General features: G+C 69.5%; 21 protein-coding genes and 1 pseudogene. 11 read left to right on the top strand and 11 right to left on the bottom strand.

Annotated features, from left to right (window positions below):
- Window positions 1-28: 28 nt before the first annotated feature.
- From ACIBK3_RS12105 to ACIBK3_RS12085, 5 genes are all read right to left on the bottom strand, one after another.
- Window positions 29-3,361: an alginate lyase family protein gene (locus ACIBK3_RS12105; protein WP_399364562.1), complete on the bottom strand. Its 3,333-nt coding sequence runs from the start codon at window positions 3,359-3,361 to the stop codon at window positions 29-31.
- On the bottom strand, window positions 3,358-4,884 hold the full coding sequence (locus ACIBK3_RS12100) for a glycosyl hydrolase family 28 protein (protein WP_399364561.1): 1,527 nt from the start codon (window positions 4,882-4,884) through the stop codon (window positions 3,358-3,360). Before ACIBK3_RS12100 ends, ACIBK3_RS12105 begins: the two co-directional genes overlap by 4 nt.
- A gap of 33 nt (window positions 4,885-4,917) precedes the next feature.
- Complete coding sequence (locus tag ACIBK3_RS12095; protein ID WP_399365546.1) at window positions 4,918-5,751, bottom strand: carbohydrate ABC transporter permease; 834 nt, start codon at window positions 5,749-5,751, stop codon at window positions 4,918-4,920.
- A gap of 68 nt (window positions 5,752-5,819) precedes the next feature.
- Window positions 5,820-6,821 (bottom strand): carbohydrate ABC transporter permease, encoded by a 1,002-nt coding sequence (locus ACIBK3_RS12090; RefSeq protein ID WP_399364559.1) that lies wholly within the window; start codon window positions 6,819-6,821, stop codon window positions 5,820-5,822.
- Window positions 6,818-8,167: an extracellular solute-binding protein gene (locus ACIBK3_RS12085; RefSeq protein ID WP_399364557.1), complete on the bottom strand. Its 1,350-nt coding sequence runs from the start codon at window positions 8,165-8,167 to the stop codon at window positions 6,818-6,820. Before ACIBK3_RS12085 ends, ACIBK3_RS12090 begins: the two co-directional genes overlap by 4 nt.
- Before the next feature lie 458 nt (window positions 8,168-8,625).
- On the opposite strand from ACIBK3_RS12085, the gene ACIBK3_RS12080 reads away from it, so the two are divergent.
- The 7 genes from ACIBK3_RS12080 to ACIBK3_RS12050 all read left to right on the top strand — a co-directional run bounded on the left by ACIBK3_RS12080 (window position 8,626) and on the right by ACIBK3_RS12050 (window position 17,268).
- Window positions 8,626-9,639, top strand: coding sequence for a hydroxyacid dehydrogenase (locus tag ACIBK3_RS12080; protein ID WP_399364555.1), 1,014 nt, complete (start codon window positions 8,626-8,628; stop codon window positions 9,637-9,639).
- 163 nt (window positions 9,640-9,802) lie between these two features.
- Complete coding sequence (locus ACIBK3_RS12075) at window positions 9,803-10,888, top strand: LacI family DNA-binding transcriptional regulator (RefSeq protein ID WP_399364553.1); 1,086 nt, start codon at window positions 9,803-9,805, stop codon at window positions 10,886-10,888.
- A gap of 248 nt (window positions 10,889-11,136) precedes the next feature.
- Entirely contained in the window at window positions 11,137-12,471 is a 1,335-nt protein-coding gene (locus tag ACIBK3_RS12070; protein WP_399364551.1) for an ABC transporter substrate-binding protein, read from the top strand.
- Window positions 12,472-12,482: 11 nt separating this feature from the next.
- The gene (locus ACIBK3_RS12065; protein WP_399364550.1) at window positions 12,483-13,367 is read left to right on the top strand and encodes a carbohydrate ABC transporter permease; all 885 of its coding nucleotides are present in this window, start codon (window positions 12,483-12,485) and stop codon (window positions 13,365-13,367) included.
- 5 nt (window positions 13,368-13,372) lie between these two features.
- The gene (locus ACIBK3_RS12060) at window positions 13,373-14,278 is read left to right on the top strand and encodes a carbohydrate ABC transporter permease (RefSeq protein ID WP_399365544.1); all 906 of its coding nucleotides are present in this window, start codon (window positions 13,373-13,375) and stop codon (window positions 14,276-14,278) included.
- 48 nt (window positions 14,279-14,326) lie between these two features.
- Window positions 14,327-16,036, top strand: a complete 1,710-nt coding sequence (locus tag ACIBK3_RS12055) for a family 43 glycosylhydrolase (protein ID WP_399364548.1) — start codon at window positions 14,327-14,329, stop codon at window positions 16,034-16,036.
- A gap of 164 nt (window positions 16,037-16,200) precedes the next feature.
- A complete protein-coding gene (locus ACIBK3_RS12050; RefSeq protein WP_399364546.1) occupies window positions 16,201-17,268 on the top strand; it encodes a LacI family DNA-binding transcriptional regulator in 1,068 nt (355 codons plus the stop codon).
- A 494-nt stretch (window positions 17,269-17,762) separates the two neighbouring features.
- Here the strand turns inward: ACIBK3_RS12050 and ACIBK3_RS12045 are convergent, their stop codons facing one another.
- The gene (locus ACIBK3_RS12045; protein WP_175331384.1) at window positions 17,763-18,305 is read right to left on the bottom strand and encodes a helix-turn-helix domain-containing protein; all 543 of its coding nucleotides are present in this window, start codon (window positions 18,303-18,305) and stop codon (window positions 17,763-17,765) included.
- An 84-nt stretch (window positions 18,306-18,389) separates the two neighbouring features.
- Between ACIBK3_RS12045 and ACIBK3_RS12040 the strand changes: the two genes are divergently transcribed.
- Window positions 18,390-19,247: a class I SAM-dependent methyltransferase gene (locus ACIBK3_RS12040; protein WP_399364544.1), complete on the top strand. Its 858-nt coding sequence runs from the start codon at window positions 18,390-18,392 to the stop codon at window positions 19,245-19,247.
- 419 nt (window positions 19,248-19,666) lie between these two features.
- Here the strand turns inward: ACIBK3_RS12040 and ACIBK3_RS12035 are convergent, their stop codons facing one another.
- Window positions 19,667-20,572, bottom strand: a complete 906-nt coding sequence (locus tag ACIBK3_RS12035) for a LysR family transcriptional regulator (RefSeq protein WP_399364542.1) — start codon at window positions 20,570-20,572, stop codon at window positions 19,667-19,669.
- 138 nt (window positions 20,573-20,710) lie between these two features.
- Between ACIBK3_RS12035 and ACIBK3_RS12030 the strand changes: the two genes are divergently transcribed.
- Window positions 20,711-21,529: a 3'(2'),5'-bisphosphate nucleotidase CysQ gene (locus ACIBK3_RS12030; protein WP_399364540.1), complete on the top strand. Its 819-nt coding sequence runs from the start codon at window positions 20,711-20,713 to the stop codon at window positions 21,527-21,529.
- A gap of 41 nt (window positions 21,530-21,570) precedes the next feature.
- Complete coding sequence (locus ACIBK3_RS12025; protein ID WP_399364538.1) at window positions 21,571-22,167, top strand: NADPH-dependent F420 reductase; 597 nt, start codon at window positions 21,571-21,573, stop codon at window positions 22,165-22,167.
- Window positions 22,168-22,384: 217 nt separating this feature from the next.
- Here ACIBK3_RS12025 and ACIBK3_RS12020 read toward each other — a convergent pair whose 3' ends face one another.
- The 3 genes from ACIBK3_RS12020 to ACIBK3_RS12010 form a co-directional block, all read right to left on the bottom strand.
- Complete coding sequence (locus ACIBK3_RS12020; RefSeq protein WP_399364536.1) at window positions 22,385-22,660, bottom strand: transposase family protein; 276 nt, start codon at window positions 22,658-22,660, stop codon at window positions 22,385-22,387.
- Window positions 22,661-22,886: 226 nt separating this feature from the next.
- Window positions 22,887-23,552, bottom strand: coding sequence for a DUF4304 domain-containing protein (locus ACIBK3_RS12015; RefSeq protein ID WP_399364534.1), 666 nt, complete (start codon window positions 23,550-23,552; stop codon window positions 22,887-22,889).
- Window positions 23,553-23,856: 304 nt separating this feature from the next.
- On the bottom strand, window positions 23,857-24,516 hold the full coding sequence (locus ACIBK3_RS12010) for a hypothetical protein (RefSeq protein WP_399364532.1): 660 nt from the start codon (window positions 24,514-24,516) through the stop codon (window positions 23,857-23,859).
- A 171-nt stretch (window positions 24,517-24,687) separates the two neighbouring features.
- On the opposite strand from ACIBK3_RS12010, the pseudogene ACIBK3_RS12005 reads away from it, so the two are divergent.
- A pseudogene (locus ACIBK3_RS12005) lies at window positions 24,688-24,876 on the top strand (dehydrogenase); the annotation flags it as partial.
- Window positions 24,877-24,954: 78 nt separating this feature from the next.
- On the opposite strand, the gene ACIBK3_RS12000 reads toward ACIBK3_RS12005, so the two are convergent.
- A complete protein-coding gene (locus ACIBK3_RS12000; RefSeq protein ID WP_399364530.1) occupies window positions 24,955-25,608 on the bottom strand; it encodes a ThuA domain-containing protein in 654 nt (217 codons plus the stop codon).
- Window positions 25,609-25,659: the final 51 nt, after the last annotated feature.

Raw genomic sequence — 25,659 nt, 5'->3', positions numbered from 1 at the left:
TCTCCAATCCGTGGGGGGATCAGTGGGATCAGTCCGGTGTGATGCTCACCTCGTCGAACTCGGTGGTGGCGAGGGCCAGGGGGTTGCGGGAGCAGACCACGAGGCCCACGTGGTAGGCGGCGTCACCGAACCCGGGGATCTGCCCGGAGGCAAGGGAGGTCCAGGTGGCGCCGTCGTCGGTGGAGACGGCCGCGGCGAAGGCGGTCCCGGTGCGCTTCAGCCGCAGCAGCAGGGGCAGGGGGACGGTGGTGGTGCCCGAGAAGGCGGAGGCTCCGGCCACGGTGGGCCGCAGCATGAGCTGCGCGGTCGTCCCGCCGGTGACGATCACGCCCGCGGCCTGGTCGAACGGTGACAGCGACTTGGCCATCAGCAGTCCCACCCGGTCGGCGGTGGCCCCGGTACGGGAGACCAGCCGGGCGGTGACCGTGCGGTCCCCGGTGACGGGTTGTCGTACGAACTGCCCTGTCATGCCTTGGTTGTTGACGGTGAGGTCGGTCCCGGCGCCCCGCACCACGAAGGTCCCGTCCTGGTGGGCGGTGCTGCCGGGGGTACGGATGGCGACCACGCCGAGCGTGCCGTGGGCGCGGTCGTCGAGGATCACGTCGCCGAGGTCGCCGTAGGTCCAGGGGGCGGGCGGGGGTGTGCCGACCGTGAGGGTGAGCGTGCCGGTGGCGTCACCGGCGGCGTTGCCCGCGATCGTCGTCACCGTGAACTCGCCGGTTTGGGTGGGGGTTCCGGAGATCAGACCGGTGCGCTTGTCGACACGGAGTCCGTCGGGCAGCCCTCGCGCGGCGAACCGGATCGGCTCGTGCGAGGCCCGCAGCAGGTGCCCGAAGGTGACGCCCTGGTTGGCGAACGCCACCGTGGCAGAGGTGAGTTGGGGAAGGGACGGGGTCGGCATGGTCGCCGACGCGGGCCGCGAGAGCGGGCCGCGTCCGGCGGTGTTGGCCTTCGCGACGGCGTAGTGGTACGTCGTCCCGGGCGTGCCGGTGGCGTCCGCGTACCGGATGCGGGTGCCGGACCCGACGGGGCCGACGCCGGTCGCGAGGGTCACGTACGGGCCGTCGGCGTCGGTGGCGCGCAGCACCTTGTAGCGGGCGGAGAGGTCGGGGTCGGTCCAGGCCAGCTCGACGGCGTCGGCGCCGCCGGCCGCGCTCAGGTCACCGGTGGTGCGGGCGGGTTTCGGCACGGACCACACCTCGCCGGACGCCGACGTCACGCTGACGTTGTCGAAGGCGCCGGTGCCGGTCTCGGCGTAGGTCTCGTCGACGCCGAGGCAGGAGGTGAGGGCCAGGCAGGCGTACGCGGTGTGCCCCAACTCAACCTCGGTGGAGCCCACTTCGGTCCAGCGGATGCCGTCCGGCGAGATGGCGCCGGTGCAGCCGCGGCCCTTGCGGGTCACCCGCACCCAGTAGGGGGCGCGCAGCCGGTAGCCGTCGCCGGCGCCCTCGACGTACGGCGCCTGAAGCGGGGTGGCCGACTCGGGCAGGGTGCCGAGGCCGGCGATGGGGAAGGCGGCGGACGTGGTGATCGCCTGCTGCTGGGACGGCGGCACGGGCGTGCTGCCGGTCGCGGAGACACCGGCCCCCGCCGATGGCCGTACCGTCCACACCCCGCTCCAGGTGTGCAGCGGCAGCCCCTGGATGAGCATGGCGGCGTACGCCGCCTCCGCGTCGAGGGAGGCCCTCAGAGCCACGCCGATCTTGGAGTACTGCGAGCTGAGCGGCCACACGATCCGCGCGGTGACCGTGCCGTCGCCGGGCAGCGGCAGCTGGACCAGGCGGTAGGTGTCGGCGGTGCCGGACGCCTCCAGCACGAACCGCTCACCGTCGAAGACGGCGGAGCCGGGGATCCTCACCTCCCCGAGGTCCTGGGTGGACCAGGGCTCGGGCAGACCGGCGGTGGCGGCGGCCACTTCCGAATCTCCGCTGCCGCCCAGGGAGTTGGCGGCGGAGACCGTGTAGTAGTACGTCCGCCCCGCGCGCGCCCCGCCGTCCTTGTACGCCGGCTCGTCGACTCCGGTGACGATCTCCTCGTACGGCCCCTCGGGCTTGTCGGCCCTGCGGACGGTGTAGGTGCTCGCCCACACGGACGGCAGCCAGCTCACGGTGACGGAGGTGCCGTCCCCGATCGCCGTGACGCCCGTCGGCGCCGTCGGCACGGTCGGCGCCGGGGCCTCGGTGCCGGCGTAGGTGAAGGTACCCCAGCTGGGGAGGTCGTCGTTGCTGCCCTCGACGACCCGGGCGCCGCCGGTGCCGCGGAAGACGGCCGCCTTGGTGGACGGGGTGTCGAGGCCTCGGACCCCGGCGTAGTGGGCGTACGCCATCTCGTAGATCGGGGGCATGGCGCCACGGCCGGTCGCGGAGACGGTCTGCTTGATGTACTTGCCGGTGCGGTCGAGGTCGGGGACGAACGGGACGTCGCCGCCGAGGTTGTAGCGGGCGGCGTACTCGAAGTTCGCGAGGACGCGGTTCTCGTCGAAGCCCCACAGGTCGACGCCCTGGTTCCAGGCGACCTGGGCGATGTCGCCGGTCAGGCCGACCGCGAGCTGTTCGTGGCCCTGGTCGCGGCCGGACTCCTGGCCCTGGCCGGCGTCGGTGACGACGCGGTGGGCGATGCTGCCGTTGCCGGCTCCGGCGGCGGCGAAGCGCAGGGCGTCCTCGAAGAGGGTGCGCTCCTCGCAGAACACGCCGATGGCCAGGATCGTCTGAAGGGCCGTCAGATCCCAGTTGCCGTTGGCGTAGAGCATGTAGCCGGACACGGCGGGATACCAGACGTCCAGGAAGGACCGTTCGCAGCGGGCGATGTCGGTGGCCGTCCAGCCGTCGTAGCCGGTGTGCCGGAGCAGTTCGGCCGCGTTGACGAACTTGAAGGCCTGCAGCCCGGCGCCGAGCGGGCCGTCCGCGCCCGTGATCACCGTCAGGGAGGACGACCAGACGTTGAGGATGTCCCTCGCCTTGTCCGCGTACGCCCGCTCACCCGTCACGCACCACATCAGGGCGTTCTGGTAGGCGGCGGCCGAGTCGGCGACGGCCTGGTTCTGGAAGTTGGTGGGGCCGCGTCCCCAGGAGGTGATCTGGCCGGTGTTCTGGACGGTGTACGTCGACTTGGAGCGCGCATGGGCGGCGAGGGCCAGGTAGCCGTCGTAGACGGGGGATGCCTTGGCGGCGACGGCGGCCCGCATACGGGCCAGGTCGGCGGCGCTGTGCAGCAGGCCGGGGTGGGTGAACGCGCGCAGGCCGGTGTTCTGTGCGGCGGCCCGGGCGGCGGTGGGCGCGAGCAGTCCGCTCGCGCCCGCCGCCAGCAGCAGGGCCGCCGTGCCGCCGAGGAAACCCCGGCGGGTCGGGGCAGGGATCGTCATGACGCGGCTGCCGCCTCGGCCTCGGCGGTCGTGAGGAACTTCAGGTTCGTCACGTGCTCGTTGTAGAACCACTGGATCGCGTCGGTGGTGTAGTACCAGGTCGGCTTCCTCATCGAGTCGGCGACGACCAGCCCGTTGATGACCAGGTTCTCGAAGGTGACGTTCTTGATGGCGTGCTCGGCGTCGTAGCCGAGGAACAGCGAGGGGTTGGCGTGCGTGCCCGTGTAGCTGAGGTTCTTGACGTAGACGTCCTCGATGCCGCGGCCGACCGAGGTGTTGTACTTCGGGTTGAACATCACCTTCATGTAGATGACCTGGCCCCAGCGGAAGTCCTCGATCCGTACGTCCTCGATGCTGACGTTCTTGATCAGGTTGGAGTCGCCGGGGTTGAGGGCGATGCAGCCCTGGTAGTTCATCTGGGGCTCGCGGTGGTCGAGGACGTCGATGTTCTTGATGACGAGGTTCTCGAGCGTCTCGGGGGCGTCGGTGTTGCCGTGCGTGCCGACGTTGATCGGGTGGGCTACGTCGGCCCACAGGGTGCAGTTCTGGATGGTGATGTCGCGGGTGTCGCCGTAGTAGTCCCAGCGGTGGCAGTAGATGGCGAAGCAGTCGTCGGAGTTGCGCATGAAGCAGCCGTCGAAGACGATCCCGGTCGAGGAGAAGACGTCGAAGCCGTCGCCGTTGCCCTTGGAGCTGAACGACCGCGCCTTCTTGACGTGGACGTTCTCGCTCATGCCGAACGTGCCCGCGTAGCCGTTCGGGTTCATGATGATGACGTCCTCGACCCGGATGTTCTTGCTGCCCTCGCAGAGGATTCCGCCCGGACCGGCGTTGAGCATGCCGCGGCCGGTGAGGGCGGCCTTCTCCACGTTCTTGAAGAACACCTGCGCCTTCAGAACGGCGCCGCCCGCCAGGTACACGGTCTTGCCACTGGGGACCGTGAGGACGTTCCCGGTGACGGTGTGGGTGCCGGGGCCGAAGTAGATGACGTCGGGGTCGTCGGCGGCCGGCGGGTTCGGGTCGATGTGGTTGGTGATGACGTGCAGACAGTCGAAGATCTCGTCGTTGATCTGCACGACGACGTCACGCGGCTCGTCGAGGTTGAACCGCAGGGTGTCGCCGAGGAGTTCGGGCTTGATGCCCAGCGCGTCCGGGCGTACCCGGGCCTTGGTGGTGCCGCCCTTGAGGTAGGTGACCTCGATCTCGGCGGAGCCCTGGAAGTCGAAGTACACCATCGAGGTGTTGAGGACCTTGCCGGACCCGGTGGTGGGGTTGATCTCCTCCAGCTGGGGCCGCCAGATGTCCAGGGTCTGCCAGTCGCCGTCGGGGACGGTCCGGACTCTCACCTTGAAGCTGGTGTTCGTCGGCATGTCGGCCGGCCGGGGGTAGGTGACCAGCTTCGGCGCGGAGGTGGCGTCGTCCGCGTGGGCCGCCGTGGCCGACAGCGAGCCCGACAGTCCGGCGGCGAGCACGGTGGCGCCGGCCGCCTGAAGGGCCGTACGGCGGGACAGGGGCGTGTTCATGCGTTACTCCTTGCAACAGGTCGGTGCGGGGGATTACTTGAGGCCCGTCGTCGACATCCCGGCGACGAAACCGCGCTGGGCGATGAGGAAGATCAGCAGGATCGGCACGACGTACATCACGGAGGCCGCGGCCTGGAGGTTGGCGACGGGCGTGCCGGCGGTGGTGACGTACGTCGACATCACAGCGACGGCGAGCGTCGACTTGTCTGTGGACAGGAGGAGTTGGGGCGCGATGTAATCACCCCAGCTCCAGGTGAAGGCGATCACGAAGCTCGCGGACAGCACCGGCCAGGACTGCGGCAGGAAGATCCGCCAGAAGATGGTGGCGTAGCCGCAGCCGTCGACGATCGCGGCCTCCTCCAGCTCGCGCGGCAGCCCGGCGAAGAACTGGCGGAAGAGGAAGACGAGATACGGGGCGGCGGACAGGCCCCACAGCACCCACGGCCAGTAGGTGTCGACCATCCCGAGCTTGGCGAAGATCAGGTACGTCGGCAGCAGGGTGATCAGCTGGGGCAGCATCATCGACCCGAGCAGGACGCCGAACAGTGTCTTCTTGCCGGGCGCCTCCAGGCGGGCGAAGCCGAAGCCGACCCAGGCGGAGCTGAGGGTGACGAGGGTGGCGTAAACGGTCGCGATGATCAGCGAGTTGCGGGCGTAGCCGAGGAAGTCGATGAGGTTGAAGGCGTCGGCGAAGTTGTGCCACTGGAAGTGGTCGGGCAGCCAGTGCACGGGCGAGGCGGCCAGTTCGGCCGGGGTCTTCAGGCCGGTGAGGACCAGCCAGCCGAAGGGACCGACGAACAGGCCGGTGAGCGCGACCAGAACGGTGTAGAGGACGAGGCGGTTCACCCGTATCCGCACCCGGGGCACGGAGTGGGCGGTCCCGCTGGTGGTGGACCCCGCGGACCCAGAAGACGCTGCGGGCAGGCTGGTGGCGGTCACTTCTTCGCCTCCGGGTCGACGTTGTAGAACACCACGCCGGACGTGAACCTGAAGATGAGTCCGGTCACGATGAGGATCAGCACGAAGAGCACCCACAGGAGTGCGGAGGCGTAGCCGTAGCGGCCGAGCGCGAAGTACTGCCCGAACACATGCATCATGTAGAGGTAGTTGGACTGCGGCAGCGCGGTGACGCCCGCCGTCGTGCCGTCGGGTGTCAGCAGCAGCGGCATGATGGTCTGCACCGAGGCGATCACTCCGGTCACCGTCTGGAAGAGCAGCACCGGCGACAGCAGCGGCACGGTGATGCTGCGGAAGGTCCGCCAGGCGCTCGCCCCGTCGATGCGGGCGGCCTCGTGGAGTTCGCGGGGCACGTCCTGGAGCCCGGCCAGCGAAATGATCATGATGTTTCCGGCGGCCCACAGCACGCTCATCAGGAGCACATACCGGGCGTAGGGGTCGGCGAGCCAGCCCAGCGCGTCGACGCCGAACAGGGTCAGGACACCGTTGGCGGCACCGGAGTTCTGGTCGAAGAGCGCCTTGAAGGCGAGGCCCACACCCACCGGGGGCACCACGGCCGGCAGATAGAGCAGGGTGCGGAACAGTCCGCGTGCCCTGATCGGGCGGTTGACCAGCACGGCGAGCCCGAGCCCGGCGATGATGGACAGCGGCACCGAGGTCACCGCGAACAGGCCGGTGCGGCCCAGGGAGTCCCAGGTCCGGGAGTCGGTGAGCAACTCGCTGTAGTTGCCGAGACCGACGTAGCGCCAGTTGGGCGAGATGCCGTCGTAGGTGGTGAAGCTCAGCCACAGCGCGTACGCCATCGGGACGACGGTCAGCAGCAGGAAGCCGGTGATCCAGGGCGAGGTGAACAGGTAGAACGCCCGGTGCCTGCGCGCGGTCATGGAGGTCCGCGGCCGGTCCGAGGCCCGCGCCCGCCCGGCCCTCCCGGCCGCGCCGGGCGGCCGTTTCGCGACGGAGGAGATCTGATCGACCGTCATCCCACCTGCTCCTTACCGCGCTTGAGCTGCTCGTTGATGGCCGAGTTCAGGCGTCCGGCCAGGGTGTCGACGGACATCCGGCCGTTCATCGCGGCCGGGGCGATCTCGTTGAAGAGGGCGTAGAGCGAGTCCGCGGTGGCGTACGGGGTGAAGGCGATCACCGAGAAGTGCTTCAGCTCGGCGTTCTGCACCTCCAGCTCCCGTTTCTGGTAGTCCGCCTGCGCCGGCATCAGCGGCCGCAGCGACTTCAGGGTGGGGATGCCCCAGCCGCCGGACGCGCGGCCCTTGGCGGGCCCCTCGCCGAAGAACCACTCGAAGACCCGCCAGGCGGCGTCCTTGTGGTGTGCCTTCCTCGGCATCCAGAAGCCGGTGCCGGCCTGGCAGGGGCTGACCCGCGGGCCGCCCTGGAAGACGGGGGCCGGGGCGAGGCGGGAGACCGGCGCCAGCTTCTTGTCGGCGTTGATCAGACCGCCGAGCCAGTAGCCGCTGCCCGACATGGCCATGCGGTTTGCCTGGTAGGTGGGCCCGTCCCAGGCGTTGGGGTCGGGCTGGACGATGCTGGGCCCGACCTTGGTGCGGCCGTACTCGATGTACCAGTCCAGTGCCTTGCGGGCCTCGGGGGTGGTGAAGTCGATGCGGGAGAAGTCGTCGTTGAAGAGGCTTCCGCCGGCGGCCGCCGTCAGACTCGCCAGGAGATTGGGGGTGAGCACTCCGTTGTAACTGCCGCCGAACACCGTGGTCTGACCGTTCTTGCGGCGCGTGAGCCGCTTGGCGGTTTCGAGCCACTCCTCGAACGTGACCGGCTCCAGCTCCGGCGGGTAGTCGACGCCCGCCTGGTCGAAGAGGGCGGTGTTGTACCAGAACATGGAGTCCTGGGAGAAGTCCTTCGCCATGCCGTAGCGCGGGCCCTTGCCCTGGGTGCGGCCGTCGTAGCGCCACAGGTCGTTGACCGGGTCCAGGTCGTCGAGCTTCAGCACCGAACTCCTGGCGAAGTACGGGTCCAGGTTCTCCATCACGTCCCGCGCCGCGAAGTACGGCGCGTCCACGGCACCGACACCGCGCACCAGGTCGGGCGGGGTCCCGTTGGTCATCATCCCGATCAGCTTGGTGAGGTCGTACCGCACCGTGACGATCTTGACGCCGATGTCCTTCTGGGCCTGCCGGATCAGATCCGGGGAGATGTCGTCGGGCTTGGCCATCACCGTGACCGTCTCGCCCCGGCCGCTGACCCCGGTGGACACCTGGAGGGCACAGCCGCTGAGCGCCGCCGCGCCGGTGGCGGCACCGGCCGCCGAGAGGGAGAGAAACCGGCGGCGGCTCAGGGGAGCACCGTCTTCGGGGCGCATGAACGCACCACCTCCTGCTCTGTCGGCAACCGGTTGCTGCGCGTTGGGGAGGAGCTTCTTCCTGTCCGGAAACGGCGTCAATACCCTTGACGAACTTTCGAAAAGACCCGGTAACCTCGGCGTCACGGGCCGAAGGAGCACGGTCGGCCCGCGCCGGAACGGTCTGATCAGCATGCGCGGCCGGACCAGGGGACCGCGTTTTCACGGGCCGTTTCTCGGGAACCGGTTGTCCCACTCGGGAGCCATCAGAAACGGCCAGTAAGCGATTTCACCATGTCAGGCCGCCCAGGGGCCGGCCGAGGCCGCCCCGCATCCCTGCGCGGCCTCCTCTCACCCCCGCCGGCCTCCACCGTCCCGTCGATTGACCGACCGTCTCCGCCAGATCTACGGTGAGACACCGATAGAAGGCGCTTTCAGAAAATGTTTCCAGCCACTGTGTCGAGAGTGTCAGGAGAGACATGCCCAGCCCGCAGCCACCCAGAGCCGTGTTCGCGATGGATCCGGTGCACCTGCCCCTGCTCTTCCCTCCGCCGCTCATGACCCGGCTGACCAGGGCGGCCGAGCTCGATCCCGCCCTGGTCGTACAGGACTTCACCGATCCGGCCGCGGCAGACGCCCTGGCCCGGGCCGAGGTGCTGATCACCGGCTGGGGCTGTCCGCGCCTCGACGCCGCGGTCCTCGCCACGGCACCCCGGCTGCGGACCGTCCTGCACGCCGCCGGCTCGGTCCGCTCCCTGGTCGGGGAGGCGCTGTGGGAACGCGGGATCACCGTCTCCAGTGCGGTCACCGGCAACGCCCTGCCGGTCGCGGAGTACACCCTCGCGATGATCCTGCTCGCCGGCAAGGACACCTTCACCCACCGCGAGCGCTTTCGCGCCACCCACGCCTATCCGCCCCCCGCCGAGACGGCGGCCACGGGCAACGTCGGCCGGCGCGTCGGCGTCATCGGCGCCTCCCGGGTGGGCCGCCGACTCCTGCAGCTGCTCCGGCCGTTCGACTTCACGGTGCTGCTGCACGACCCGTACGTCAGTCCCGCCGAGGCCGCCGCCCTGGGCGCCGAGCTCCTGCCGCTGGACGACCTGCTCCGGCACAGCGACATCGTGAGCCTGCACGCCCCGGACATCCCCGAGACCTACCGCATGCTCGACGCCGGCCGGCTCGCCCTGGTCCGGGACGGCGGGGTCCTGATCAACACCTCCCGGGGCGCCCTCGTCGACCCCGAGGCGCTCACCGACGAGCTGGTCTCCGGCCGGCTGCACGCGATCCTCGACGTCACCGAGCCCGAGCCGCTGCCCGCCGGCTCCCCCCTCTACCGGCTGCCCAACGTCTTCCTCACCCCGCACATCGCCGGCTCCCTCGGCAACGAACTGGAACGCCTCGGCCGGATCGTCGTCGAGGAACTGGAACGCCTGGTCGCGGGGACGCCGCCGGAGCACGAGGTACGTCACTCGGACCTGGCCCGGGTCGCGTGAGTCCCGGGCCGACCGGCCGCGGCGCATGCCGGAAACAATGGGATACGGTTTCCGCACGGACGCCGGAACGGGGGTCGTCCCACCGCCCCGGGCACGCTGTGCGGGGCGCCCCGGAGCCCGGACCGCCCGGCGGAACAGGCGCAACGGTGAAGGAGCCGCAACGGTGAGTCAGCGCAAGGTGGCGGGGGACGCCGGACGGGCCACCATCCGCGACGTGGCGGAGCAGGCGGGCGTCTCGGTCGCGAGCGTGTCGCGCGTCCTGTCGGGCAACTACCCCGTCTCGGAGGAACTGCGCCGACGGGTGATGAAAGTGGTCCGGGACCTGGACTACGTCACCAACGCGCACGCCCGCTCCCTCGCCGGGGGCGGTACGCCGACGGTCGCGATCCTCATGGACAACATCACCGGCGCCGCGTTCGCCCACGTCGCCAAGGGTGTCGAGGGCGCCGCCACGCTGCGCGGCTGGCTCTCGCTGGTCGGCACCACCGGGAACGATCCGGAGCGCGAACTCGCCCTGATCAACCTGATGCGCCAGCAGGGGGTCGCCGCGGTGGTCCTGCTCGGCGGCGCCTACGACCAGGACGAGTACCAGCTGCGCATGGCCCGCTTCGCCCGTTCCCTGGACGCGGCCGGCTCCCGGCTGGTCCTGGTCGGCAGGCCGTCCCTGGAGGGTGACGTACCGGCGACGACGGTCGACTACGACAACGAGGGCGGCGCCTACGCGATGGCGAGCCATCTGCTGTCGGCCGGTCACCGCCAGGTCCTCGTCCTGCCCGGCCACGCCGGACTCAGCACCGCCCAGGGCCGGTTGAGGGGTGCGCGACGCGCCTTCGAGGCGTACGGGGTGCCGTTCGACCCGGGCATGGTGCGCCACGGCCCGTACGACGACCAGCACGGCTACCGGGCCGTCGAGGAGGCCCTGCGCGACGGGCCGCCCTTCACCGCGGTGCTCGCCGGGACGGACGTGGTCGCCGCGGGCGCGATGCAGGCGCTGCGCGCGGCCGGCCTCAGGGTGCCCGAGGACGTCTCGATCGTCGGCTACGACGACATCCCGCTGGCCTCCCAACTCACCCCCCAACTCACCACGGTGCACGTGCCGTACGAGGAGATGGGCCGGGTCGCCCTCCGGGCGGTCGCCGACCTGCGCGAGGGCGGCGGGGGCCGCCGCAAGGGCATCGACGGCGACCACCTGGTGCTGGGCACCCATGTCGTCGTACGGAACTCGGTGCGGCCGCCCGCGCGGCCGTGATCAAGTTTCGTAAACGTTTTCTCTCGACTACCAGCGAGTTTCGCCGCTTTAGGCAATAAATTCCGGCACACCCCTTGCTCCCGGCGGACCTGTCGGCCTACCTTCACGGCAACCGCTTACTACAGCTTCCGCTTGGCCGGTTCCCCACAACCGCGAGCTGACGGTCGTCCCGCCGCCGTTTCTGGCCAGCGCCCCGAGTCGCCGTCCTCTTGTTCTGAGAACGCCCAATCCCGAAGGATCACGGTCAGATGAACTTCACCAGCTCCCGGAGAAGGTTCACCCAGGCAGCCGTCGTCGGCCTCACGCTGACAGGTCTGCTCTCCGCCTGCGGCGGGTCGGACTCAGGAGGCGACGCAAAGTCGTCCGGTCCCGTCACCCTCCCCTTCTGGGGCTGGGCCAACGGCCAGGAGGCCGTCGTCAAGGCGTTCAACGCCGCCCACAAGGACGTCCAGCTGAAGTACACCAAGGTCACCGACCAGCTGACCATGCAGAAGCAGCTGACGAACGCGGTGAAGGCCGGCAACGCGCCCTGCCTGGTGCAGAACACGGCCGAGTACGTCACGAGCTGGGTCTCGCAGGGCGCGCTCGCCGACATCACCCAGTACGTCGGGTCGGACAAGGACAAGTTCAACGCCGGTTCGTGGGCGAGCGCCGAGGTGCAGGGGAAGATGTACGGCGTCCCGACCAGCTCCGCGCCGAACTTCACGATCTACCGCACCGACATCTTCCAGAAGTACGGCCTCAAGGCCCCGACGACCTGGGACGAGTTCATCGCCGCGGGCAAGGAGCTGAAGAAGCACGGCGTCAAGATCACCAACTACGCCGGCGAGGACCCGAGCACCCTGGAGGTGCTGGCCATGCAGGCCGGGGCGCACTGGTACGCCATCGACGGCAACTCCTGGAAGGTGGACTTCCAGGACGAGGGCACGCTGAAGGCCGCGAAGGTGATCCAGGAGATCATCGACAACGACCTCAACTCCAAGCTGTCCTTCGCCGACTACGCGGCCGTGCAGCGCAACTACGACAACGGCGGCACCGCGACCCGGCAGATCTCCACCTGGCAGATGGCGGGCATGGTGCAGAACTTCACCAAGTCCTTCGGGAAGTGGGCCCTTTCGCCGTGGCCGACGTTCACCGGCGAGGCCGCCAAGACCCCGGCGGGCACCAACCTCACCGGCAGCGTGACCCTGGTGACCAAGGGCTGCGCGCACCAGGAGCAGGCCGCCGAGGCCGCGTTGTGGATGTCCACGAACCCCGGCGCGGTCAAGACGATGGCAAGCCCGGAGACCGGCAACGGCGTGATGCCGGCGCTCAAGGACAGCGACACGTACGTCGGTGACGCGATCTCCGAGAAGCTGCTCGGCCCGAACTACGAGCCCGCCCAGAAGACCGTCACCGACAGCCTGAACACGGTGACCACCGACTGGATCTACGGCCCGGACTGGACCGCGATGTTCACCGAGATGCAGAACGGCTGGGCGAAGGTGGTCAACAAGGAGGAGAAGGTCACCGACCTGCTGGCGCACATGCAGCAGTGGACGGTCGACGACCTGAAGTCCCGCGGTATCAGCGTCAAGGGCTGAGGCGTTCCACGATGATTCGCTCCCTGCGCTGGAAGGGCGCCGCCTTCACGGTGCCCTTCCAGCTCGGCTTCGTCTTCCTGTACCTGCTCCCCATCGGCTACGCCGTCTACCAGTCGCTGTTCCGCGTGCAGCAGTCCGGGCTCGGTCTCGGCGGCTCCACGGAACGCTTCTCCGGCCTCGACAACTACCGACAGGGCCTGAGCGATACGGCGTTCATGGGCTCTGTCCTGCGGGTGGTGGTCTTCGCCTGCGTCCAGATCCCGGTGATGCTGCTGATCAGCCTGGTGCTGGCGTTGCTCCTCGACGCGCTGACCTCGAAGGTGGCGAGCCGGTTCCGGATCCTGCTGCTGGTGCCGTACATGATCCCCGGCGTCGTCGCCGCCCTCGTGTGGATCAACCTCTACAGCCCCGATGTGGGCCCGCTCACCCCGCTGGGCGACGCGTTCGGGTTCGCCTGGAACTTCTTCGCGCCCTCGATGGTGTGGCCGGCCATTGGCAACCTGCTGACCTGGCACGGCATCGGCTACAACATGGTGATCATCTACTCGGCGCTCCAGGGCGTGCCGCGCGAGCTCTTCGAGGCCGCACGCCTTGACGGCGCCTCCGAGCGGCGCATCGCCCTGAGCGTCAAGATCCCGTACGTCCGTGGGGCGTTGGTGCTGACCGGCATGCTGTCGATCATCCAGATGTTGCAGCTCTTCAACGAGCCCGCGCTGTTCCGCAACGTCACCCCGCAGACGGTCAGCGACAGCTTCACGCCGATCATGATCATCTACAACCAGGCGTTCAACGCCGGCAACTACCACTACGCCGCCGCCCTGTCGGTGCTGCTCGCCCTGATCCTCGGCATCGCCTCCTTCCTCTTCTACCGGCTCACCTCGAAGGAGGCGGACTGATGCTGATGACCGACAACGGCACCGAGTCGCCGACGCGTCCGGTCCGGCGCCTGACCCACCCGGACCCCGCCTCACGCGGTCGCGGCGGCCAGCGCTTCCTCCTGGTCGGGCTGGTCATGGCCAGCGTCTACAGCCTGTTCCCGGTGTGGTGGCTGATCGTCGCCGCCACCAAGGACCGCACGGGGCTGTACCAGTCGAACGGCCTGTGGTTCTCCGGCTGGCACCTGTGGGACAACCTGCATCAGCTGTTCACGTACGACGGCGGCATCTTCCTGCGCTGGACAGCCAACTCGTTCCTGTACGCGGGGGTCGGCTCCCTCGGCGGCACCCTGCTCGCCCTGGCCACCGGCTACGGTCTGGCCCGCTTCGACTTCCCCGGCCGCAACCTCGTCTTCGCGTGCGTGGTCGGCTCGTTCCTCATCCCGATCGCCCTGCTCACCCTCCCCCTCTATCTGCTGTTCTCGGAGATCGGCCTGGTGGACACGCCCTGGGCGATGCTGATCCCCTGCCTGATCAACCCCTTCAGCGTGTACCTCGCCAAGGTGTACACCGAGTCGACGATTCCCTTCGAACTCCTCGAGGCGGCCCGTATCGACGGCGCCGGGGAGCTGAGGATCTTCTTCAGCATCGTCCTGCGGATGATGACGACCGGCGGCGCCACGGTCTTCCTGCTGGCCTTCGTCAACACCTGGAACGCCTTCTTCCTCCCGCTGACCGTGCTGCGCGGCGAGGAGAACTGGACGCTGAACCTGGGCCTGTACAACTGGTCCGGCAAGCGCCTGGAGTCCGGCGTCGACCTGACGAGCCTCGTCCTGACGGGGGCGCTGTTGTCCATCGTGCCGATGGCGATCATGATGGTGGCGATGCGTCGCTACTGGCGCTCGGGCGTGACCCTGGGGGCCCTCAAGTGAGCCTGACACCAGGAGGCTTGGCGTGAGCGCGTTGTGGGGAGCCCTGACGTGACGGTGCTGCACAATCCCGTCATCCGCGGCTTCGCCCCGGACCCCTCACTGGTCCGGGCCGGCGACTGGTACTACGTGGCGACCAGTTCCTTCGAGTGGTTCCCGACGATCCCGATCCACCGCTCCCGGGACCTCGCGCACTGGGAGTACGCGGGCCACGTGCGGGGCGCGGCCCCCGGCGACTCGCTCGCCGGCGTCCCCGACTCGGGCGGCATCTGGGCCCCCTCGCTGAGCTGGGACGGGGAGCGCTTCTGGGTGGTCTACTCGATCGTCCGCTCGGTCGGCACGCCGTACTTCGACACGGACACCTATGTCGCCACGGCCACGGAGCCGGGCGGCAGGTGGACGGCACCGCGCCGGGTGGCGAGCCACGGCTTCGACCCCGCGCTCTTCCACGAGGACGGCAGGCTGTGGCTGCTGAACCTCCAGAACGACCACCGCCCGGACGGCCGCCGCTTCGCCGGCATCGTCCTGACGGAGCTGGATCGCACGTCGCTGGCCCGCGTCGGTGACACGCGTCTGCTGCTCCAGCACGACCGGCTCGTCGAGGGACCGAAGCTGATCCGCCGGGAGGGCTGGTACCACCTGGTCCTGGCGGAGGGCGGCACGGGATTCGAGCACGGGGTACGGGTGGCACGCGCTCGTGAGCTCACGGGCCCGTACGAACTCGACGACCGCACCTTGCTCACGTCCCGGGACGATCCGACGCTGCCGCTGCAGAAAGCGGGGCACGGTGAGTTGGTCGAAACCCCGGGCGGGGAATGGGTGTTGAGCCATCTCACGGCCCGCCCTCTCCACACGCCCGGCGGTCCGCGCTGCCCGCTCGGCCGCGAGACGGCGATCCAGGCGGTGACGTGGGACGCGGAGGGCTGGCCCAGGATGCGACACGGGGGTGCGCATCCTGCGGCCGAGGTCCAGGTCGAGGCCCAGGCCGAGGTCGAGGCCCAGGCCGAGGTCGAGGTCGAGGCCCAGGCCGAAATCCAGGCCGAGGCCGAGGCCGACGTGCCGGCGGATCCGTTGCGGGCGGAGACCCGACGCACGGATGACAACGACCCGTTGGGCTGGCCATGGAGCACCCTGCGCGGGTACCCGGATCCGTCCTGGGCGGACGCCACGACCCGCCCAGGACGGATCCGGCTGCGCGGCCGGCACGGTCCCGAGTCACGCTGGGCGCACAGTCTGCTGGCCCAGCGGATCACCGAGCACCGGGCGGAGGCGGAGGTCACGGTCGAGGCCCACCCCAGCACCTTCACGCAGGCCGCCGGGTTGGTGCTCTGGTACAACACGGAGGCGTATCTCGCCCTCGACCTGACCTGGGCGGAGCCGGAGGGTGAGGAGCAGCGCGGGCAGCAGTGGCGGGGCGGCGGCCGTACGGTGCTCGGCCTGGTGGAGCGCGAGGAGTCCGGCACCCGGCGGGTGGCCGTCGTCGACGTCGACGCGACGGGGCCGCTGACGCTCGGGGTGACGGTCGAGGGGGCAAAGGCGCGCTTCTGGTACGTCGACGTCGTCCGGAGCGAGACGACGCGTACACCGGTCGGGCCCCCCTTGGACTTCACCAAGCTGTCCGACGACTACGGATCCAAGCTGCGCTTCACCGGGTCGATGGCCGGCATCCACGCCGTGGACCTCGTCGACGGGGCGTTCACGGCCGACTTCACCGGGTTCCGGCTCACCTGCGGTGAGCCGCCGCCGTACCCGTCGCCGTAGCCGCCCCTGGCGTTCGAAGTTTCGAAAGTTCAAGACCACCAGGACCTGGGAAGTCCGGCCTCTTCCCGACTTCACGCAATGAACCTAGGGTAGGAAGCGCTTACTATTTCGGCGCTGGTCGAAACTTTTCATGGCCCTCGGGCGGGCCGGAGAGGTGGTTCCCGATGGTCCGTACGGGGAGTGCGAGCGTGGCCGCCGGGCCGACCCTTGCGGTCGTGGCCCGCGAGGCCGGGGTGTCCGTGCCGACCGCCTCGAAGGTGGTCAACGGCCGCGAGGACGTGGCACCGGAGACCCGACGCCGGGTCACGGAGGCCTTGGACCGGCTCGGTTACGTCCGCAGACCCCGCTTCGACGCGGTGAAGTCCTCGGGCCTGGTCGACCTGGTCGTGCACTCGCTGGACACCTCCTGGTCGGGGGCGGTGCTGCACGGAGTGGAGGCGGCGGCCCACGACGCGGGGCTGGAGGTGGTGGTGTCGGCCGGCCTCACCCGGACCCGGGGCAGCGCCCCCGAGCGGGGGTGGCTGGACAAGCTCGTCGCCCGTGGCTCCTCGGGCGTGCTGTTCAACCTGGCCGAGCTGACGGAGTCGCAGTACGCCTGGCTGGACCAGCACCGCGTTCCGTACGTGCTGATCGACCCGGTGCTGGAGCCTCCGGCGGGCGTGGTGTCGGTGGGCGCGGCGAACTGGCAGGGCGGGGTGACGGCGACGGAACATCTGCTGGCGCTGGGCCATGAGCGGATCGCCGTCATCGCCGGTCACCAGCACAAGATGTGCAGCAGCGGGCGGGTGGCGGGCTACCGTTCGGCGCTCGCGTCGGCCGGCGTCCGGTACCGCCCCGAGTACGTCCGCCACGCCGGCTTCGACGAGAGCCTCGCTCGCCGCCGCATGCTGGAACTCCTCGACCTGCCCGAGCCGCCCACGGCCGTCTTCGTCTGCTCGGACCGCATGGCCCTGGGCGTCTACGAGGCCCTGTCCGAGCGGGAGTTGCGGGTACCGGACGACATGAGCGTCGTAGGCTTCGACGACCTCCCGGAGGCCCGCTGGCTCACCCCGCAGCTCACCACGGTGCGCCAGCCGCTGTCGGAGATGGCGGCGACGGCGCTGCGGCTGCTGGTACGCATGATGGACGGCGACCGTCCGGAGAGCACGCGGACGGAACTGTCGACGCGGTTGGTGGTGCGGGCGAGTACGACGGCGGGGCGACAGGAAACCCGGCTCCGTCCCCGCAGGTGAATTGAGGGTCCAGGTGGCGAGACCGGGCGCGAGGGAGCGGTCGGCGGCCCATGAACCGACGGTCACCTGCTTGTTGACGTCGTCGCTGTCCACGTTGAGGGTCACGCCATCGATGTGATGTAGGACCGATCACAACCTCAAGATCGGAGGCTGTAGTACCAGGGCCCTGTCCCTCTTCGGGAAAGCTGCGCTCCTCAGGAGAAGGAGCGTATCGGGCCGTATTCGTGTGTCCGTGTCGAGTCGGCGGTCGTGGGGTGGAGCGCAGGCCGGGGCCTGCTGGTCGAAGACCGTCCGCAAGACTGGGCCGGATGGCGCTCCCGCCACGGCCCGAATCGACCCCAGGCGTTCCAAGTCACGACCCGCATACATGTCAGGACTGAAGACCCGTGACGGCCCGGCTTGAAGACGTGGCGCCCGTGCGGCTGTTTCGGTGGTCGCGGGATGAGCGCCGAACCCCCGCTACTTGGCGTCCCGGGCGTTGGCGGTCGCGATGGTCACGGGCTCGCGTGGAGGTGGTTGCGTTCGCCGTTGTGGTCGAGGATGCACAGGACCTCGGCGGGCCCGCGGTCGGCGCGCAGGGTGTGGGGGGTCATGGTGGAGAAGGAGGCGGCCTGTCCGGCCTCGACGCGAATGACGCGTTCGCCGAGGTAGAGGACGACCGTGCCGGACAGCACGGTGAACCAGTCCCGGCCCGGGTGGACTCCGAGGTCGTCCGGCGCGACGGCGCCCGCCGGGTCGGTGATGCGCATCTTGGCGACGGTCAGGCCCTGGGGGCCGTTGTCGCCGCTGAGGAGCCAGGTGGTCAGGCCCCGGTCCTCGTCGCGGTCGGGACGGATGACGACGTCGGAGTCGTCAGGGGATTCGACGAGCTGGTCGAGGGACTTGCCCAGGGCGCTCGCGATGGCGGTGAGCTGGTCAAGACTGATGCGGCGGTGCCCGGTCTCGATCCGGCTGAGCTGGGACGGGCTGATGTCAGCGCGTTCGGCGAGGTTGTCCAGTGACCAGCCGCGTGCTTTGCGCAGGGACCGGATCCGCATCCTGACGACGGAGTCGAGAGTCGATTCTTGCTTCACCGGCAAGAGTGTATGACCCGCTGGCAATGATCGTCATACCGTCGGCGCATGAGCACACACCACACCACGCACCGTCATATCGGGCACGAGCGTGCGAGCGGCTTCGACGTCGCGATGGCGGAGTTGCTGGAGCTGGACGCCGAGGTCCTCAAGCCGTACCTCACGGAGCTGACCGACTGGATCGTGAATCTCGCCGACTCCGTCCCGGCGCGGATCATGGATGTGGGCAGTGGTCCCGGCACCGGCAGTCTCGCGCTCGCCGACCGGTTCCCCGCCGCGTCGGTGACGGCGGCGGACATCTCGCCCCAGATGCTGCACCGGCTGCAGAAGCAGGCAGCCACGCACGGCGTCGCAGGACGTATCCGCACGCTGGAGGCGAACCTGGACGAGCCATGGCCCCTGTCCGGCAAAGGGGAGCCGTACGACCTGATGTGGGCCGCTGCCTTCCTGCACCACCTGAGCGATCCGGCCCGGACGCTGGCTCAGGCGTACGGGCAGCTGCGGCCGGGCGGTCTGCTCGCGGTCAGCGAGATGGACTTCTTTCCGCGCTTCCTGCCCGAGGACGCCGGCGTCGGCCGCCCTGGGCTGGAGGCACGGCTGCACGCCGTGACGAACACCGAGCCGCCGCACGAATGGGACCGGACGCTCATGGACGCCGGCTTCACCGTGGACGCGCGCCGCCCCTTCGAAATCCGCCTCACCGCCTCCCAGGCCGGTCCGGCGTTGGGCCGCTACGCGCAGGTCTGTCTGACCAAGCTGCGCTTCCACGCCGACGACGCGCTGGAAGCGGGTGACCTGGCCGCCCTCGACGCCCTCTTGGAGGAGACCCACCCGCTCGGCATCGTGCGCCGCGGTGACCTGAGCGTCCGCACGACACGCACCACCTGGATCGCCCGCCGCCCCTAGGGCCTGTTGCGAAAGTGGCCTCTGCCGCGCGACGCCCGGCACGCACTCTCGCCGCACCGCCCGAAAGCCCGAGTACGCCCAGTACGAGGGCTTCCGGGCGGCACGCCGAGAGCACGCACCGGACGCCGCGCGGCCGCCCTCCGGGCGACGAGGCCACTTTCGCAACAGGCCCTAGGCCGGCCGGCCTCCGCCGTGCGCCCGTTCTCTTCTCTTTCTCTCCTGCCTCGTTTCTGGAGTACGTCGTGAGCACCGCACCCGTTGCGGCCACTGAGCCCGGAGTCGCGCCACCGCGTCGCGGGCGCGCCCTGGCCAGTGCTGGGCCTCGCCCAGCTGATGGTGGTCCTGGACACCACCATCGTGAACATCGCACTGCCCTCCGCGCAGACCGCCGTATGGGCGAAGCGGCCGGACGGCGCCGACTACGACGCTCCGCACATGTCCAGCACGGTTCGCGCCAGCCCGCGCAGCCAGGCGTGGGCGTGGTCGGTGTCGTAGCGCTGATGCCACGACAGGTATATCGGTGCCGATGGCAGTTCGAGCGGGAGGGGGAGCGCGACCAGGCCGAGGTCGGCGACCGCGGACCGCGTGGTGGCTTCGGGGACGCTGATCAGGAGATCGGAGCCGCGCGCGAACTCCAACGCGGCCGCTTCCGTGGGCGCGGTCGCCACCACGCGGCGGGTGAGGCCGAGCCGCGCGAGGGCGTCGTCGACGGCATTGCTGAGGTTTCCACGTCGCGAGACGGTCACGTGCTCAGCGGCGGCGTACCGCTTTGCGGTGACGGACCTGACGCGGGTGAGGGGGTGCCCCTGCCTCACGACGATGACGAGGCGGGTCTCGCCCACGTTCTCGGCACGGATGTCCGGTGCGCTCGGGCGGTTGGCGTTCGCCTCCAGGTCGACCTCGCCGCGCCGCAACTCGGGGGTGTCGATGCTCGATTCCGCGACGAAGCGCAAGCGCACCCCCGGGGCCTGTTCGCGGACGGCCGCGAGCAGTGCGGGGCCGCTCAAGGCGACCAGGGAATCGTGCCAGCGGAGTGTGAAAGTGCGCTCCAGCGTTGCCAGATCGAGTTCACGGCTCGGAGCCAGCACCCCGTGGACCTGGTGCAGCAGCTCGTGCACCTGTTCCCGGACGGCGATCGCATACGGCGTCGGGGTCATCGTGCGACCGGTGCGCACCAGGATCTGATCCCCGGTCGTGCGCCGGATTCGGCCCAGACTCCGGCTCATCGCGGGGGCGGTGACATGTAGGCGCGCCGCCGCCCCGGCCACACTTCCCTCCTCCAGCAGCGCGTCGAGCGCGGTGAGCAGGTTCAAATCCAATTGCATGTGAGTAATCCTAGCCGTGCTTAACATGCATTTGAAGTTAATTACGGGGCTCTATACCTTCGAGAGCAGAGCGCAAGACGGAACGCACAGCTCGATCCGACCGGCCTCAACACCCCTTCCTCACACGGGAGTACCGCCATGTCCGAAACGCTTCAGACCACTGACGTCACCGCCTCCGACGCCGACCTGCTCGCTCAGACCGCGATCGCCGTAGGAGCGGCTGGTTCGGCGCTGCGCGAGCGCTTCGGCGAGGCGGTCCGCTACCAGACCCGCGAGGAGCTGATGCGCGCGCTCGCCGCCAACGACGACACGGCCCTCGACATCCTGCGCCCCCGCCTAACGCGTCTGCGCCCGGACGCGGGCTGGGTGGAGGACGAGCTGGACGGCGGGGCGCTGCCGTCCGGCGAGTGGTGGGTCGTGGATCCGGCCGAAGGCAACGTCAACCACCTGCACGCCCTGCCGGATTGGGCGGTGACCGCCACTCTCGTGCGGGACAACCAGCCGGTGCTCACCGTGGTCCACCTGCCGTTGACCGGCGAGACCTACACCGCGCTCGCCGGTGCGGGCGCCCACCTCGACGGCCGGCCGCTGCGCGTCTCCCGGACCGCGGACCTCGGCCTGGGCATCGTGGCCACCAGCCAGGCCCGGCCGGACGAGGACGAGAAGGTCGTGCGGCGCGTCGGCTCCTCGATCAGCGCGATGCTCTTCGACGCGCTCGTCGTCCGCACCTCCGTGCCCGCGACCCTGCACCTGACGAACGTGGCCGCAGGCCGGATCGACGCCTTCTGGCAGTTCGCCGGCGCCCGCGCGGACCTGCTGCCCGGGGCGCTGCTCGTCACCGAGGCCGGCGGACAGATCTCCGACGCCGAGGGCCGCCCCTGGACCCCGCAGAGCGAGAGCTTCCTGGCCGCCGCGCCCGGCGTCCACGCCGAGGCCGTCGCCACGCTCTCACGCTGACCGCGCACCACAACCTGCACGCACGGAAGGACCAGATCATCATGACCACGATCGCAGTACTCGGAAACGGCCGCGTCGGCGGCAACCTGGCCACAGCCCTCATCCGGGCAGGGCATGAGGTGACCGTGGCGGACCGCGCGCCGGGCGCCGCCGCCGACGCTGCCCGGACGGCCCGGATCGTCATCAACGCCACCCCGGGCGCCGGCTCGCTGGACCGGCTCGTCGCCCTGCGCGAGGAACTGCGCGACAAGATTCTCGTCGACGTCTCCAACGCCACCGTCGACGGTCCGGACGGACTGCCCGCCGACCTGATCTACCCCGGCTCAAGCCTCGCCGAGCAACTCCAGGCAGCGCTCCCCGAAACGCGCGTCGTCAAGACACTCAACACCATGCTCTTCCCGGTGATGACCGCGCCGGCCACGCTCACCCAGGCGCCCGATGCCTTCCTCTCCGGCGAGGATCCGCAGGCCAAGCAGACCGCCCGTGAACTGCTCATCGACCTCGGCTGGCGCAAGGAGTGGATCACTGATCTCGGCGGGATCCAGACCGCCCGCGCCACGGAGGCCGCGATACTGTTCGTACCGCACGTGATTCGGTCCAGCGGATTCGCGCCCTTCGCCATCTCGATCGCCCGCTGACCCGCACACAGTGCACCGCCCCCGGCGGGCCCACATCCAGAACGGATACGACGGCGCAGCCAGGGCCAGCGATTCAGCGCCGGACGGCGCCCCGTGGCCACCCTTCCCGGGGCCGTCGGCCTCGCACCGAGGAATCAGCCCATCTCACGGCGGACGCGCTTGCGGAGCTGGTCGCGAATCTGCCCGCCGATACCCGCGGCGGCCTCCGGCACCGGCCTCACACTCGCCGATCCAAGTGCGCGTGCGTGTGCATGGCGCTGGCGCCGGACGGCATCACGCTGGGCGTCGCCGTCGATCCGGCCAAGAGTCGGCGGACCGTCGTTTCCGCAGGCAGGCGCCGCTGCGGTAACAGGGGATCGGGACGTGCTCCGACCGTGGTGAGCACCTGCGGCGGAACGTCGGCGATCCACTCGCCGACCGCCAGCAGCGACCTAGCGCCGGCCAGAACCGCGCACGCAGTGAGCGCGAGTACGACACTCAACGTGTGGCGCACTCCGCGAGGATCACGCGGGTCGGGTACCTCCGCCAGCCGCTCCAGCAGGCCGGGCACCTCATCGCATACGACCTCAGGATGACCGCGCAGTTGGTCAAGAGCGCGTGGGATCGGCGATGGTGCGTCGGCAGGCACGGTCTTCCGTTCGGATCACGGGGCGTAGAGAACTCCATGATCTTGGAAGCCCCTGCCTGTCACGTTCCCGGGTCACCGCTGAGCTGGCAGATCACCACGAACCGGACGCCCTGCGACTACGCCGAAGCCCTGACTGAAGACCGCGTCTCATATAAGCCCACCGGTTGAAGAGTTCAATGAACGGATCGTCTTCGCCCATCCTGGAGAGCAGCTCCTGAACCCTCTCGCGATCATATTCGTCAACCATGAGCAGCAACTCCGACTGGAGCGCCCCGCGACGACGAATCGACGGTGTTTCCGGCGACTCAATCGCCGCGAGAAGGTTCTCTCGGACGAGCAGTTGGCGGATCCTTGGAACCTCGGCCACCAGTGCTTCGACAAGCACCTCCCCCACCTCGGCGCGGTTCCTGTCGCCAAAGGCCCATCTCGTACGGAAGACACCCGACGAAGCAGGGGCATGAGCCGCCGAATCCGGCGGCATCAAAGAGTAGGACGCCAGGGCTCCCGACTCCTTGGCCTCGGGAACTCCGGCAACCATGTGCTGCCGGTTCAGGAACTGCCAATGAGGCTCCGGAACGAATGAACACCGGGCATGAAAAACCACCGCATGAGGATCAATGCGAACGGGCGTGAAGTGGATAAAGGCAACATCTCCAGAGTCACCGTCGAGTCTGTATACCTGCCCCTTCCTTCTGAAGCCAAGGGGCTTCAGCTTGGGCGTTACAAACTCTTTCAGAAAGTCGGACAGTTCCTTCATGGCCACCACCAGTTGAGGGCGGACGTGTGGGACTCGCCGGTCTTGGCGGCGCGGGCGCGGACCTGGCGCTTGAAGTTCCAACGGGCTGTCATCGCGGCTTCCACGCCTTGAGCGACGGCTCCCCAGCAACCTCGCCCGAGGCGATCGGGCTCCGTCAACTCCTTCAAGACGTCCGGCGCACCGTCGAACGGCCGGCTGCTGGGGAGAACCATCTCAGCTCAGGAGCAGCGGCTCGATCCGTGCTCGCTGCATCTCAGTCACCGGGGCACCCGCACCGTCGACCAGGTGAGCCGAACCTGACCGCTCAGCCGATATTGAGGTCGAGGTCCGTCACGTACCAGGCTTTACCGATCTTGGTGGACTGCACCTTGACGTCCAGCTGTCCGGACTTCACCCCGGTGGAGCGGGAAAGGATGATCTTGTCGAGTCTCTGTCCGTCGACGGTGATCTTGTCGGCGGGGACCACTGCCTTGCCGCCGGTGGCCGGAACCCGGGCGACTTCGACCTTCGGGTCGTCCGTGGGCGGCTCGGGCGTGAACGACTTGCGGAACTGCCCGATGTTCTTCTCGATCTGCTGCGCCTGAGGCGTGTCGCCGTCACACGTCGCCTCCGTGCCCGCTCGCGCGGGCGACGAACCGGTGGCCGCCTCCCCCATCAGCAGGCAAGCGTCCTTCGGCTCGCCCTTGACCACCGCGGTGACCCACGCGGCCACGGCCCCCTCGGCCGTGGACTGGTCGGCGGCCGAGGCCTGCGACGGCGCCGAGGCATCCTCCGGCTTCTCCTGCGCCGACGTTTCGGCGTCGGGCGCGGGCGAGCTGCTCGCGGCCGTCCCCTTGTCCGCGGTGGAGTCCGAACTGTCCGAGCAGCCTGTGAGGCCTATGACCGCCGACAGCGCGCCCCCGGCGATCCAGCCGATGGTCCTGTTTCTGTGACTCAGTAACACCGTTCCCAAAACCCTTCCCATGCATCCGTACACCTTGACGACACCTCGAAGCGCCGCTTGTCGAAGTGCTGTTGCGACAAGAGACGGAAGTGGCGGCAGAACGGTTCTGGGATCGGGCCCGCGACTGATGGAAGGCAAGAGGGTCACAGCCGGGTGGCCGTGCGGATCAGCCCGGCAAAAGAAGCTGCGCGCCGCCGGGGTACCGGTACGAACATCCTGATCAACGCCGCCTGCCCGGGCCTGGTCGCGGCCGACTTCACCGGCTTCCAAGGGCCCCGCACTCCTGAGCAGGGCGCGGCCACCGCGATCCGGCTCGCCACGCTGCCCGACGGCGGCCCGACCGGTTCGTTCTTCGAGGACGGCGGCGTAGTCCCCTGGTGACCTCGACCAGAATCGGACTACCGCGTCTCCCACGGCATTCCGTACGTCATGTCGCTGTGGCGCTCCGCGCCAACTGACTCAGGACAGGGCGAGCCCCGCCGCCCACTGGATCCCGCCCAGCAGGTGGGCCCGGAAGGCGGGGTCCTCGTAAGCCTCGGAGGCGTGGCCGAGGGACGTGTAGAAGACGCGGCCCTCGCCCTGTTCACGGCACCAGACCAGCGGGTGGTCGGCGCCCATGCCTCCGCCCTCGTACGACGACTCGTCGGCGCTTGCCAACACCCGTACCGCGCCTCGCGGGTTGGTGCGGAAGTCGTACCACTCGTCGGTGAAGTGCCAGACGGCGGGCAGGTGTCGGGTGGCCGGATGGCCACGGTCCTCGACGATCACCTTGCCTGGCTGGTACGCGGGGTGCCGGGCGAACCGGGCGCCCAGCAACTCGCCGTAGTACGGCCACTCGTACTCCGTGCAGGCCGCCGCGTGCACCCCGACGAATCCGCCGCCCGACTCCGCATACGCCGCCAGCCGCTCCCGCCCGGCCGGGGTGAGCACCTCGCCGCTGGTGGAGAGGAAGACCACCGCCGCGTAGCCGTCGAGTGGCGCTTCGAGAGCCGCCGGGTCCTCCGCCGCGTCCACCTCGAAGGCGCCGAGGGTGCGTACGGCGGTGATGGCGGCCGGGATCGAGTCGTGCCGGTAGGCGGTGGTGCGGGTGTGGACGAGGAGCCGAGGGGTCATGACACGACCACGACTCTGAGGACTCCCCGCCGGTGATCGTCACGCACCGTT

Origin of the sequence: Streptomyces sp. NPDC050287 (assembly GCF_044459385.1) — a bacterium.
Classification (GTDB): Bacteria; Actinomycetota; Actinomycetes; order Streptomycetales; family Streptomycetaceae; genus Streptomyces.
This window is presented reverse-complemented; position numbering and strand designations above follow the sequence as displayed.